The sequence below is a fragment of the uncultured Polaribacter sp. genome (assembly GCF_947503855.1).
Lineage (GTDB): Bacteria > Bacteroidota > Bacteroidia > Flavobacteriales > Flavobacteriaceae > Polaribacter.
Genome location: NZ_CANNFF010000006.1, coordinates 1 through 13,007, shown reverse-complemented (window position 1 = coordinate 13,007; position 13,007 = coordinate 1). Strand labels below are relative to the sequence as shown.

Here is a 13,007-nt window from a genome sequence, read left to right as displayed (position 1 = left end):
CACAATCAAATGATTGTGGTTTTTTGTTTACTTTTAGCAAATGAATTTCCTAGCACACCTTTACTTATCACAAAACAACACTAATATTTTAATTGGTAACTTTATTGCAGACCATATTAGAGGCAATAATTTTTTAATGTTTTCAAAAGAAATACAACAAGGTATTTTTTTACATAGAGAAATAGATACGTTTACAGATGCACATGAAATTGTTAGAAAAAGCAAACGCAGATTACATAAACGTTACAGACACTATAATGGTGTAATTATAGATATTTTATACGACCATTTTTTAGCTAAAAATTGGACCAATTATTCTGTAATCCCGTTAGATATTTATACACAAGGAATCTATAATCTTTTTACTAAAAAAGCTACTGAATTGCCTGTAAAATCACAGCAATTTATTACCTATATGATAGAGTACGATATTTTATACAACTATCAATTTGAAGATGGAATTGAAAGAGTTTTAAAAGGAATGAATAACAGAACCAAAGGTAAATCTCAAATGGATTTAGCGATTGAAGATTTGAAAAAATTAAGTCCAGAATTAGAAAACGACTTTACTTTATTTTTTGAAGATTTACAAGAATTTACAAATCAGAAATTAAAAAAACTTATTATATAACCCTTAATAAATAATAATGATACAACCCTTCCACCTAGCAATTCCAGTTCAAAACTTAGAAAAATGCAGAATATTTTATAGAGATATTTTAAATTGCAATGAAGGTCGATCTACAGAAGATTGGGTAGATTTTAACTTTTTTGGGCATCAATTAGTAATTCATGTAAAACAAGATTTTAAACCTCAAAGAATTTCAAACGAAGTAGATGGTTATAATGTGCCTGTTCCACATTTTGGTGTGGTTTTAACTTGGAAAGATTGGTATACTTTAGCAGATAGATTAAAAGAAACCAATACAAAATTTGAAATTGAACCTTGTATCCGTTTTAAAGGAAAAGTAGGCGAACAAGCTACAATGTTTTTTATGGATCCAGAAAATAATGCACTAGAGTTTAAAGCTTTTAAAGATATTGGGCAGTTATTTGCAAAATAATGCAACTATTAGAAACTCACATAGCAAAAAAACAAGAAAAATCGATTCGTTTTCAAGAATATGGAGTCGGTATTTTTAATACCGTTTCCACAAAATCTGCTATCAAAAAAGCTATCAAAAAAGAGCTAATTTTTATTGATGGTATTTTGGCAACAACATCGAAATTTATTTCTGGTGGAGAAAAAATTAAATTATATCAATCAGAAAAAAATTCTAGTTTTAAAAGATTAAAATTAGATTTAGAGGTTTTATATGAAGATGATTTTCTAGCAATTATTAACAAACCTGCAGGAGTTTTAGTTAGTGGAAACAAATTTGTAACCATTACAAATGCACTCCCACAAAATTTGCAAAAAAGCACTCAAAAAGATGCTGTTAAGCCACAACCTATTCATAGATTAGATTATCCCACAAGTGGATTGTTATTAGTGGGAAAAACAAGTTCGGCAATTCAGAGATTAAGCCTATTATTTAAAAAGAAACAAATTCAAAAAACCTATTACGCAATTACAATTGGTAGCATGTGTGATGCAGCTATTATTCATTTTAAGGTAAATAATAAAAATGCTTCTACAAAATTTAAGGTTTTACAATCTGTAAAATCAGAACGCTTTAAATATTTGAACTTGGTAGAATTACAACCAAAAACAGGTAGAAAACATCAATTAAGAAAACATTTATCAAGTATTGGTCATCAAATATTAGGTGATACAATTTACGGGAAATCAGATTTAATTTTAAAAGGAAAAGGATTGTATTTACATGCTTCAAAATTAGAATTTGAACATCCAATAACCAGTGAAAACATTATTATTTTTAAGGAGTTTCCTAAAAAGTTTACTCGTATTTTTAAACATATTAAAACAAACTAAAAATTAAATAAGTTTAAAAACTATTAAACCCTAAAAACTCCAAACATGTTTTAGATTATTACCAGCAAAACAAATAATTTCTTTTTAAAAGTAATAAATTAGCTTTATTATTATAAAATATATAAAATGACGCAGTTTTTTAAAGTTTTAGGTGGGGTAATTTTAGTGTTATTTGTTGGTGGAATTATCTATTATTTTGCAAAAAACGAAGCACTCCCAAAAGGTAAAGCAGGAAAAGATGCAGATGCGCTAGCTATTAAAATGATAAATGCTTTAAATAGCGATGCTTTTAAAAATACAGAAGTAATTGAATGGAGTTTTAGAAATGTGCATCATTACAAATGGTACAAACAAGAAAATATTGTTCATGTTTCTTGGGATAATAAAAAAGCAGTTTTGAATACAAAATCACCAGAAAAATCTACTGTTTTTATAGATAACAAAAAAACTAAAAACAGCGAATTAATAACACAAGCAAAAGATTTTTTTAACAATGATTCTTTTTGGTTAGTAGCACCATATAAAGTTTTTGATAAAGGTACAGAAAGACGACTTGTAAAACATCAAGGTAAAGAGGCTTTACTAATAACATATACTTCTGGTGGCTCTACTCCTGGAGATTCTTATTTATGGATTTTAGACAATAATTATTTACCAAAATCTTATAAAATGTGGACAAGCATTTTACCAATTGGAGGTGTTTCCGCAACTTGGCAACCTTTAAAAACTACAGAATCTGGTATAAAATTACCTACAAACCATAAACTTTCTTTGTTTGGATTAGAAATTCCAATAACTAATATAAAGGCCTACAACTCAAAAGCAAATGAGTTAGCCAATAAAGTTTTAAAAGCGATTAAACATAAAGCTTATAAAAATACAAGATATATAGAATGGAGTTTTGTTGGAATAAGAAGTTTTAAATGGGACAAAGAAAAGCATATTGTAGATGTTTCTTGGGATTCAATTCGCGTTCATTTGTTTCCAGAAAAAAAAGAAAAGAGTTCAGTATATTTTAATGATAAACTACAAAAAACAGCAGATTCTACGATTGTAAAAAAAGCTTGGGATATTTTTAATAACGATTCTTTCTGGTTGGTTGCACCTCATAAATTATTTGATAATGGCGTTATTAGAACTCTAGAACAAGTTAATGATAAAACTGCATTAAGAGTAACCTACACAAGTGGAGGAACAACCCCTGGAGATTCGTATATTTGGATTTTAGCCGATAATTATGTGCCAAAAAGCTATAAAATATATCTAAAAAACAAACGAATGAATGGCACATCTGCAACTTGGGAAGATTGGATAACCACAGAAAGTGGTGCGTTGTTGCCAACAAATCATACATTTGGCAATGGTAGAAAATTAAGTATGGGAGAAGTAAAAGGATATAACTAAAATGACATCTAAAACAATAGCAAACGGAATTTTAAGAGCACTAGCCATATTATTGGGGGTTTTTCTATTAGGGTATTTTATTTTAAAAATACAATCTGTAATTATTTACATCATAATTGCAGCAATACTATCTTTAATTGCAAGACCTATCATTATTTTTTTAAGAAGAAAATTAAAGTTTCCAAATACCATAGCAGTGGTAACTACAATGCTTTTATTTTTGGGGATTATTACAGGCGTAATTATTTTATTTATTCCTTTAATTACAGAACAAGGTAAAAGTTTATCGCTTTTACAAGTAGACGAACTGCAACAAAATATACAAAACATTTTTAACCAAATAATAAGCTATTTTTCTACAAGAGGTATCGATGTTTTAAACGAATTAAAAAATATAGATTTTGTCTCTCAATTTGAAGCAATCCCCAATTTATTAAACTATGTTTTAGGTACCGTAGGTTCATTAAGTGTGGGCTTATTTTCTATTCTTTTTATTTCTTTTTTCTTTATGAAAGATAGTCATTTATTAAAAAATGGTGTGATGACAATTATTCCAAATGGAACAGAAACTAGGTTTTCAAAATCGTTAGAAACAATTAATAATTTATTATCAAGATACTTTATTGGATTAATTTTTCAAATTTCAATTCTATTTATACTCTATACAATCGTTCTTTTAATTTTCGGTATTAACAACGCTGTTGTTATTGCATTTTTATGTGCTTTGCTAAACCTTATACCTTATGTTGGACCATTAATTGGGGCAGTTATTATGTTATTTTTATCAATGACAAGTAATATTGGGCAAGATTTTCAAACAGAAATTTTACCTACAACTATTTATGTAATGATTGGTTATTTTATTGCACAATTGGTAGATAATTTTGTGAGTCAGCCCGTTATTTTTTCTAAAACAACCAAATCTCATCCTTTAGAAATATTCTTAATTATCATTATTGGTGGTCTGTTATTTGGTATTGTTGGTATGATAACTGCGGTGCCTCTTTACACAGCTTTAAAAGTTATTTTAAAAGAATTTTTATCAGAAAATAAAATAGTAAAATCTCTAACAAAACATATTTAAAATTTTGAATTTAGCTATTTTAAAAGAAGATATACAAACGTTTATACACAGTAATTTAAAAAAAGATATTACTAAAATAATCTTAAAAGGCAGCCCTTTTTCTGATGTTACTGTGCAGGAATTGGCAAATCAAATTTTAGCAAAGCAAAAATCTAAAACAAAATTACCAACTTGGTTTCAAACGTATCATATCTATTATCCTCAAAAAATTAGTATCGAGCAAACTAGCTCAGAAATTACAGCAAAATACAAAGCAAATATTATTACGGGTGATAAAATTATTGATCTTACAGGTGGTTTTGGTGTAGATTGTTTAAATTTTTCTAAACAATTTAAAGAGGTAATTCACTGTGAAATTAATAAAGAACTTTCAGAAATTGTTACCTACAATTATCGTCAATTAAAAATAAAAAACATAAAAACCATTGCTGGTAATGGCCTTAATTATTTAAAAGAAAACGATACTTTATTTGATTGTATTTATATTGACCCTTCAAGAAGAGATGATGTTAAAGGCAAAGTTTTTTTGTTGAAGGATTGCTTACCTCAAGTGCCGCCAAAAATAGATTTTCTATTTACAAAGGCTACAACTATTTTGATTAAGACCTCCCCTATTTTAGACATTACACAAACTATTAAGGAGTTAAAAAATGTAAAAGAAATACATGTTGTTGCAGTTAATAACGAAGTAAAAGAGCTTCTTTTTCTGCTAGAAAAAAACTATGAAAATACAATTGATATTAAAACCATCAACATTAAAAAAGAAACTGAAGAAAAGTTTAATTTTAAATACTTAGAAGCATCTGAATCAATCTATAATGAACCTTTAAATTATATTTACGAACCCAATGCTGCAATATTAAAAGCTGGGGCTTTTCATGAAATTACTAAATATTTTAGGGTAAATAAACTACAAAAACATACACATCTTTATACTTCTAATAAAATTTTAGATTTCCCTGGAAGGAGTTTTAAAGTAGAACACTACATTTCTTACGATAAAAAGAAGCTTAAAAAATTAATTCGCCATCAAAAAGCCAATATTACAACTAGAAATTTCCCGAAAACGGTTGCTCAAATTAGAAAAGAAACAAAAATAAAAGATGGTGGAGATGTATTTATTTTCTTTACAACAAATATAAAAAACAAACCTATAGTTTTGATTTGTAGTAAATTAATATAGTTTTTAACGATTTTTTAAATAAGTTTATTAATTTGTATTGACAATTAAAAAACAACTATTATAAGTTTAAATTAACAATATTATTTCTTAAAAATTTGGGTGTTTTCATATTAGTGTAAAATACACTTCATAAAAGTCTTAGATTCGTTTCTAAGATTTTTGTTTTTTTTTTCTACACTTGTTTTTGTTAAGTTTGTATATGCCAATCGTATTTTATGCAAACTAACACTTACCAGGGGTTAAAAATAACCAATCAGCTACAACAACTTACAAAAGATAATATTGTTATAGAAGCTGCTTTGCAAATAAGTATCAATAAAAACCCTTACACAGTTGTTATGAGAACACCTGATAATGATATCGACTTAATTAGAGGTTTGTTGTATGCAGAAGATATTTATAAGCATAAAGATTCATTTAAATGGAATATAGAAAAAGAAGAAAACAACATACCTACTATTATAAACATAAACATCCCAAAAGAACAATTGGGTAAAGGATATTTAAATAAAAGAACTTTACTATCTGTTTCTTCTTGCGGTATTTGTGGTAAAAAAGAACTAAAAGACATACAAGTTAGTGGAAAAAAACTATCAACTAAAACAGCAATAGCAATAGCAGAAATTAAAGACATGTTTTGTAAAATGGGTGATTTACAAAATACTTTTAAAGCAACAGGTGGCAGTCACGCTGCTGCTATTTTTAATAAAAACCATAAATTACTTTCTATTAAAGAAGATATTGGACGCCACAATGCAGTAGATAAAACAATAGGAGATTTATTAGAAAACAAGAATTTAAAAGAAGCACGTTATCTTTTAGTAAGTGGTAGGGTTTCTTACGAAATTATATCAAAAGCATTTATAGCAAAAATACCTATAATTATAGCCGTTTCTGCTTGCTCTTCTTTGGCTATCGATTTTGCAAAAGAATTTGGTATTTGCCTAATTGGTTTTACAAGAGACTCTAAAATGACAATTTACGCAAATACAGCATCCTTAAAGAATTAAACTATGACTGAAGAAATAAATGCACAACCACCAGAAAAATTAACAGGTATTAAATTGGTAAAAGTACCTGAAACTTCTGTAGGCATAAAAGCTATAAAATCTGCATTAACACAAATCAAAGATGAAGTTGGCGTTGTAAAAGGAATAAAATTACTAAAAAACTTAAATCAATATGATGGTTTTGATTGCCCAGGTTGTGCATGGCCAGATCCAGATGCAAAACGTGCTTTTTTAGCAGAATATTGCGAAAATGGTGCAAAAGCTGTTGCAGAAGAAGCTACAAAAAATAAAGTATCTCCCCAATTTTTTACCACAAATTCTGTTTCAGAAATGACCAAATGGTCAGATTATGAATTGTGTAAAAGTGGTAGAATTACACACCCAATGTATTTACCTGAAGGGAAAGATTATTATGAGGAAATTTCTTGGGATGATGCTTTCCAACTGATTGGAAAGGAATTAAATAATTTAACTTCTCCAGACGAAGCCATTTTTTATACTTCTGGAAGAACCAGTAACGAAGCTGCATTTTTGTATCAGTTATTCGTTAGACAATTTGGCACAAACAATTTACCAGATTGCTCTAATATGTGTCACGAATCTAGTGGTGCTGCACTTACACAAACCCTAGGCATTGGTAAAGGTTCTGTTACTTTAGATGATTTTAATCATGCTGATTTGGTTATTGTCATTGGGCAAAACCCAGGTACAAATCATCCAAGGATGTTAACAGCTCTTGGAGAAACTAAAAAAAGAGGTGGTAAAATTATCACTGTAAATCCATTACCAGAAGTTGGGTTAATGAACTTTAAAGATCCTCAAAATCCACTAAAATGGATAGGTTCTGGGCAAGAGTTAACAGACTTATTTCTACAAATAAAAATAAATGGTGATGTTGCTTTGCTAAAAATCATCCTAAAACTGATGAAAGAAAAAGAGACCGAAAAACCTGGAACTGTCTTTAATCATCAATTTATAAAAAACAAAACAAAAGGGTTAGAAAACATGCTTCTAGATTTAGACAGATATAAAATAGAAGACTTACTTCCTCAAACTGGGCTCTCTTTAGACACAATACAAAAAGCCACAGATATGATTATCAATAATGATAAAATAATTATTTGTTGGGCAATGGGGTTAACGCAACACAAAAACTCTGTAGACAATATTAGAGAACTTGTAAATATTTTACTTTTAAAAGGTAGTATTGGTAAAAAAGGGGCTGGCACTTGCCCTGTTCGTGGTCATTCTAATGTTCAAGGAGATAGAACTATGGGTATTTGGGAAAAAATGCCTACAAAATTTTTAGACAAATTAGAGGAAACCTTTCAGTTTCAATCTCCAAGAAAACATGGTTTTGATGTGGTGGAAGCTATAGAAGCTATGCATCAGAAAAAAGCAAAAATATTTTTTGGCATGGGCGGTAATTTTGTTTCTGCAACACCAGATACAACATTTACTGCGAAAGCTTTACAAAATTGTGACCTTACAGTTCATGTATCTACAAAGCTAAACAGAAGTCATTTAATACATGGTAAACAAGCCTTAATATTACCATGTTTAGGACGCTCAGAAAAAGACTATCAAGTTTCTGGAGCGCAATTTATTTCTGTAGAAAACTCTATGGGAGTTGTGCATTCATCTCAAGGTCATTTAGAACCTGTTTCTAAAAAACTACTCAGCGAACCTGCAATTGTAGTAGGTTTAGCAAATGCAACACTTAAAAAAACAACCGTAAATTGGACAAAACTTATATCTAATTACGATTTAATTCGTAATAAAATTGAAAAAGTAATTCCTGGTTTTAAAAATTATAACAAGCGTGTGAGACAAAAAGGCGGGTTTTATTTACCCAACAATGCTAGAGATAACAACTTTAAACCCACACATACAGGAAAAGCAAACTTTACATTAAATAAACCCTCTGATATTGAGCTAAAAGAAAATCAATTTATAATGATGACCATAAGAACTCACGACCAATACAACACAACTATTTATGGTTTAAATGATAGATACAGAGGTGTTTTAAATGAAAGAAGAATTATTTTTATGAATGCTAAAGACATGAAAAAACAGCATTTAAAATCTTTAGATTTGGTAGATTTAAAAAGTCATTTTAAGGATAAAGAAAGGTTTGCTAAAGGTTTTTTAGTGGTAGCTTATGACATCCCAGAGCAATGTACAGCAACCTATTTTCCAGAAGCAAATGTTTTAGTACCCATAACAAATGTAGCTCATACAAGCAATACACCTGCTTCTAAAACTGTAATTATTAGTATTGAAAAAAGATAATTTATCTTTGATAAAATAGTTTAAAAATCATTTAATGAAAAAGTTTTCCCTTTTAATTATAACAATTATAACATGTCAAATTTTAGTTTCTCAAAACGAAACAGCGCCTAATAAATTAACACAAAAAGGATTTGCAAAAATAAACTTTCTATCTATCAACATGCCTGAATTTAATATTCCTAATGAACCTAATATGGGTTTTTCTGGGATACATTATAACCTTTTTTTAAATGAATCTTTTTACACTGGTTTAGGTATTTATGGAGCAATTACAGGAGAAAGAGGTGGTTTTTTTACTTTAGGGATTAACGCAGGTTACAAAAAGTATTTAACTGAAAAATTTTATTTAGATACTGGTTTCCACTTTGGTGGTGGTGGTGGTGCTGGAGCACCAGATGGTGGTGGCGCATTTATACTTCCACACTTTAATTTAGGATATAATTTTAAACACTTTTCTTTAAATACAGGTTGGAGTTATGTAAACTTTTTTGATGATGGTTTAATAAAAGGAAATCAATTAAATATAGCCTTAGAAATTCCTTTAAATTATGTTTATACAAATTATAATAAAAGAGAAAATATATATCAGTTAAAAGAATTAAATAAAAGCAACTGGAATCAAAAAACACAAAGAACTTCTTTAATGGTGCATTTAAATAATTTAGATGTCACAAAAGCTTTACCTACTCAAGAACAAGTTATTCAAGGAAAAACTATAAGATTGGCTGGTTTTGAATTTGCCAATTATTTTACTAAAAATTGGTTTGGCTTTATTAAAGTAGATGGCGCATATAGTGGTATTAAAGCTGGTTACATGGATGTATTTTTAGGAGGTGGCTACCATTTTAGTTTCAATAAAAATAACACTCATATTTTAACAAAATTTAGTATTGGTGCTGGTGGTGGTGGTGGTGTTAATTCTGATGGTGGCTTTATGATTGCTCCTGATGTTTCTTTAGAACAAAAACTATTTAAAAATACATTTATAGCTATAAATAAAGGTTATCTATTAACTCCTAGTCAATTATTTTCTACTTCTTCTTATGGTGTTGGTTTAAAATATTATTTAGATAGAAGTGGCACAATAGCAAACAAGAAACATTTTAGCTCAGGAAAATTTAAAGGCGTTGATTTTATTATAAAACATGACTGGTATTTTAATGCTAAAAGAATATCAGAACCCACAGAAGATATGCATCAAATATCTTTACAGATAAATTTAGACTTAAATAAACATTTGTATGTTGCAGGACAAACCTCTTTTGCCAATTTTGGAAATGCTGGTGCATATGCAGAGGGTTTGGTTGGTTTGGGAATAAAATCTAAAAAAATTATGGGTATTCATACCCGTTTTTTCGGTCAAATTTTAACAGGTGCAGCTGGTGGTGGAAATATTAGCACTGGAGAAGGACTCATAATAAAACCAAGTTTTGGTGCCGATTATCAGCTAAATAATACTTTAAACTTAAGAGGATCTCTAGGCTACGTAAAAGCAAAAGGAGGTAATTTAAATAATGCTTTTATAAATTTAGGTCTAAGTTATAATTTTTCTTTTTTAAATATGAAATAATTTTATAATCACTTAGACTAGTCGTATTAATACTAGTTAGTTCTTTATTTATTCAAACACAGTTTAAAGCTCTACTTACTTTATATGTATTTTTTTCCTATTAATTATAGTTTCAAAAAAACTTAAACATAAACCCTCTAAAGTTATATTTGAAATATTAAAATACTTATAAGCTCTGTAACCCCTATAAAACGTAGTTTGTAAACAACAAAAAAGCCTCACATTTCTGTGAAGCTTTAAGTGACCTCCACTGTTGACTCTTCTAACTTTATTGAAGATTTAAATTATGTTTTATACTTGGATTTTTGACTATCTAAAATCTAGTACAAAAAAATATTCCCAAGAATAAAAAATTATTCTTGAGAATAAAAAGTGACCTCCATTGTTGACTCTTCTAACTTTATTGAAGATTTAAATCATGTTTTATACTTCGATTTTTGACTATCTAAAATCTAGTACAAAAAAATATTCCCAAGAATAAAAAATTATTCTTGGGAATAAAAAGTGACCTCCACTGTTGAATCTTCTAACTTTATTGAGGATTTAAAGTGTATTTTATCCTTCGATTTTTGACTATCTAAAATATAGTACAAAAAAATATTCCCAAGAATAAAAAATTATTCTTGAGAATAAAAAGTGACCTCAAATGTTGACTCTTCTAACTTTATTGAAGATTTAAATAATAAGTTTGTTGCACTTATGAGTTGAACTCAGCAAAGATGTAACGAGTTTTAAGTGGTGGTGTCTCCAGGAAGTTTTAGATTTAAAATTGTAGAGTAAAGGAGAAAAAAAAGCCACCCTAAGGTGGCTTAATTGAATTTAAATCTTGTTCTATTTTTTTATAAAACTAATTGTTTTTTTGTTAGATACCTTAAGGTAATATATTCCTTTGGATAGTTGCTCTACATTGATAGTGTTTTTAACTTGATTTAGGTTTCCTTTTAAAACATCTCTTCCTAAAGCATCTACTATAAGATATCGCTGATTGATAAGATTGTAGTCTACATTTATATACAACATACTTGAAGTAGGATTTGGATATATTGCAATTTCATTTTCATTTTCTACATCTGAGACACCCAATACATTTTGTACTACTACAATTCTGATAGCAGGATTAGATTTCCCTCCTTCATTATCTTCTACAGTATAAATTACATAATATATTCCGATGTTTTTAGTATCTAAATTAGAATCATTAATTTCTATATATTGAGAAATATCATTCCCTAAATAATCTGTTGCAGTAGCTCCCAATTCTATATAGTTATCATTAACATTCATATAAATTTTTTGATCACCATTTAGAGTTACCATAGGAATATTATATGAGCCTTCAACTATATTAACAGTGATAGTTCTTCTAATTTCTGATGCTATATTCCCTAGGGTATCAGTTACATTATATTTTACAACGTATGTGCCAGATTTACTTGTGTCTACATTTCCAGTAGTTACAATTAATTCCGAAATATCATTACCATTATAATCTATTGCTTTTGCACCAAACTCTCTATAGTTTTGCCCTACGGATAACGTAATTTGTGTTTCTCCAACTAAAGATAGTGTAGGCTTAAAGTAATTAGTTTCTTTAACAATCACGGTTCTTGTTTCTGTAATAGCATTGTAACCTTCTTGGTCTACTACATCATACTTTACACTATAAGTTCCGATGCTGTTTACAGCTACTGCAGAAGCATCTATTACAATGTCTGAAGAGATGTCATTACCATTATAATCTATTGCTGTTGCGCCTAATTCTTGATAAGAAGTACCTTCTTTTATAACTAAAGACTTAGAGCCCTTTAGTGTTATAATAGGTCTAAATAATTCTATGGAAGTATCTACAACTGTTACCGTTCTAATAATTTGATTTCCAATGTTACCGAAAGAATCTGTAACATTGTAATACAAAGCATAAGTTCCAACTTCAGTAATATCTACAGCCCCAGTGACTTCAACTTTATAAGAAATATCTTGATCTAAATAATTTCTCGCTAATGCTCCTTCATCTACATATGCATCTCCTTTTTCATGAGTTATAGAACTCTGTCCAATAAGGGTTATAACAGGTTTAAAGTATTCCTCAGATCTTACTTTTATATTTCTCAATTGTGTGTTTGCCTTATTGCCTTGACTGTCTGAAACATTATAAAAAACAGAATAATTTCCTTCGGTATTTTTGTCTAGTTTAGAGGAATCCACAATGATTTTGTCTGTAATATCATTTCCTAGGTAATCTGCTGCTATAGCTCCTAATTCTAGATATTCATCTCCTAGAAGCATGTAAATTGATTTAGCACCTATTAGAGAAAGACTTGGCAAGTATAAACTTGCAGTATTAAAATTAAAGTAAGGATACCCATTATTTAAACTAGTATTAATACCCCAAACTGCAGAGGTAGCGTTTGTATCGCTAATACTCCAATTGGCATCAGAATAGATAGCGATCAACTTCATATCAGCAGTTTGTTTACCAATAGCACTAGCGGTTAGGTTAGGGTTTTCAATTTGATGTTGCTTCC

Annotated in this window: 10 protein-coding genes; 9 read left to right on the top strand and 1 reads right to left on the bottom strand. The window is 28.9% G+C overall.

Annotation, left to right across the window (positions count from 1 at the left end; translation table 11 throughout):
* The first annotated feature begins 40 nt into the window (after positions 1-40).
* From Q0662_RS06135 to Q0662_RS06095, 9 genes are all read left to right on the top strand, one after another.
* The gene (locus Q0662_RS06135; protein ID WP_298948081.1) at positions 41-631 is read left to right on the top strand and encodes an acyl carrier protein phosphodiesterase; all 591 of its coding nucleotides are present in this window, start codon (positions 41-43) and stop codon (positions 629-631) included.
* Positions 632-647: 16 nt separating this feature from the next.
* Complete coding sequence (locus Q0662_RS06130; protein ID WP_298948080.1) at positions 648-1,064, top strand: VOC family protein; 417 nt, start codon at positions 648-650, stop codon at positions 1,062-1,064.
* The gene (locus tag Q0662_RS06125) at positions 1,064-1,936 is read left to right on the top strand and encodes an RluA family pseudouridine synthase (protein WP_298948079.1); all 873 of its coding nucleotides are present in this window, start codon (positions 1,064-1,066) and stop codon (positions 1,934-1,936) included. The genes Q0662_RS06130 and Q0662_RS06125 overlap by 1 nt, the downstream gene beginning before the upstream one ends.
* A gap of 126 nt (positions 1,937-2,062) precedes the next feature.
* The gene (locus Q0662_RS06120; RefSeq protein ID WP_298948078.1) at positions 2,063-3,340 is read left to right on the top strand and encodes a hypothetical protein; all 1,278 of its coding nucleotides are present in this window, start codon (positions 2,063-2,065) and stop codon (positions 3,338-3,340) included.
* Position 3,341: 1 nt separating this feature from the next.
* Positions 3,342-4,424: an AI-2E family transporter gene (locus tag Q0662_RS06115; protein WP_298948077.1), complete on the top strand. Its 1,083-nt coding sequence runs from the start codon at positions 3,342-3,344 to the stop codon at positions 4,422-4,424.
* Positions 4,425-4,428: 4 nt separating this feature from the next.
* Complete coding sequence (locus Q0662_RS06110) at positions 4,429-5,607, top strand: class I SAM-dependent methyltransferase (protein ID WP_298948076.1); 1,179 nt, start codon at positions 4,429-4,431, stop codon at positions 5,605-5,607.
* 215 nt (positions 5,608-5,822) lie between these two features.
* The gene (gene fdhD, locus Q0662_RS06105; protein ID WP_298948075.1) at positions 5,823-6,617 is read left to right on the top strand and encodes a formate dehydrogenase accessory sulfurtransferase FdhD; all 795 of its coding nucleotides are present in this window, start codon (positions 5,823-5,825) and stop codon (positions 6,615-6,617) included.
* 3 nt (positions 6,618-6,620) lie between these two features.
* The gene (locus Q0662_RS06100) at positions 6,621-8,912 is read left to right on the top strand and encodes an FdhF/YdeP family oxidoreductase (RefSeq protein WP_298948074.1); all 2,292 of its coding nucleotides are present in this window, start codon (positions 6,621-6,623) and stop codon (positions 8,910-8,912) included.
* Positions 8,913-8,946: 34 nt separating this feature from the next.
* Entirely contained in the window at positions 8,947-10,482 is a 1,536-nt protein-coding gene (locus tag Q0662_RS06095; protein ID WP_298948073.1) for a hypothetical protein, read from the top strand.
* 831 nt (positions 10,483-11,313) lie between these two features.
* On the opposite strand, the gene Q0662_RS06090 is transcribed toward Q0662_RS06095, so the two are convergent.
* A partial coding sequence (locus Q0662_RS06090) for an immunoglobulin-like domain-containing protein (protein WP_298948072.1) occupies positions 11,314-13,007 on the bottom strand: 1,694 nt, incomplete at its 5' end.

What these genes read in the sequence shown, in the direction of transcription:
- fdhD (WP_298948075.1), top strand. Translation starts at nt 5,823, where the DNA reads ATGCAAACTAACACTTACCAGGGGTTAAAAATAACCAATCAGCTACAA.
- Q0662_RS06095 (WP_298948073.1), top strand. Translation starts at nt 8,947, where the DNA reads ATGAAAAAGTTTTCCCTTTTAATTATAACAATTATAACATGTCAAATT.
- Q0662_RS06100 (WP_298948074.1), top strand. Translation starts at nt 6,621, where the DNA reads ATGACTGAAGAAATAAATGCACAACCACCAGAAAAATTAACAGGTATT.
- Q0662_RS06120 (WP_298948078.1), top strand. Translation starts at nt 2,063, where the DNA reads ATGACGCAGTTTTTTAAAGTTTTAGGTGGGGTAATTTTAGTGTTATTT.
- Q0662_RS06130 (WP_298948080.1), top strand. Translation starts at nt 648, where the DNA reads ATGATACAACCCTTCCACCTAGCAATTCCAGTTCAAAACTTAGAAAAA.
- Q0662_RS06125 (WP_298948079.1), top strand. Translation starts at nt 1,064, where the DNA reads ATGCAACTATTAGAAACTCACATAGCAAAAAAACAAGAAAAATCGATT.
- Q0662_RS06135 (WP_298948081.1), top strand. Translation starts at nt 41, where the DNA reads ATGAATTTCCTAGCACACCTTTACTTATCACAAAACAACACTAATATT.
- Q0662_RS06115 (WP_298948077.1), top strand. Translation starts at nt 3,342, where the DNA reads ATGACATCTAAAACAATAGCAAACGGAATTTTAAGAGCACTAGCCATA.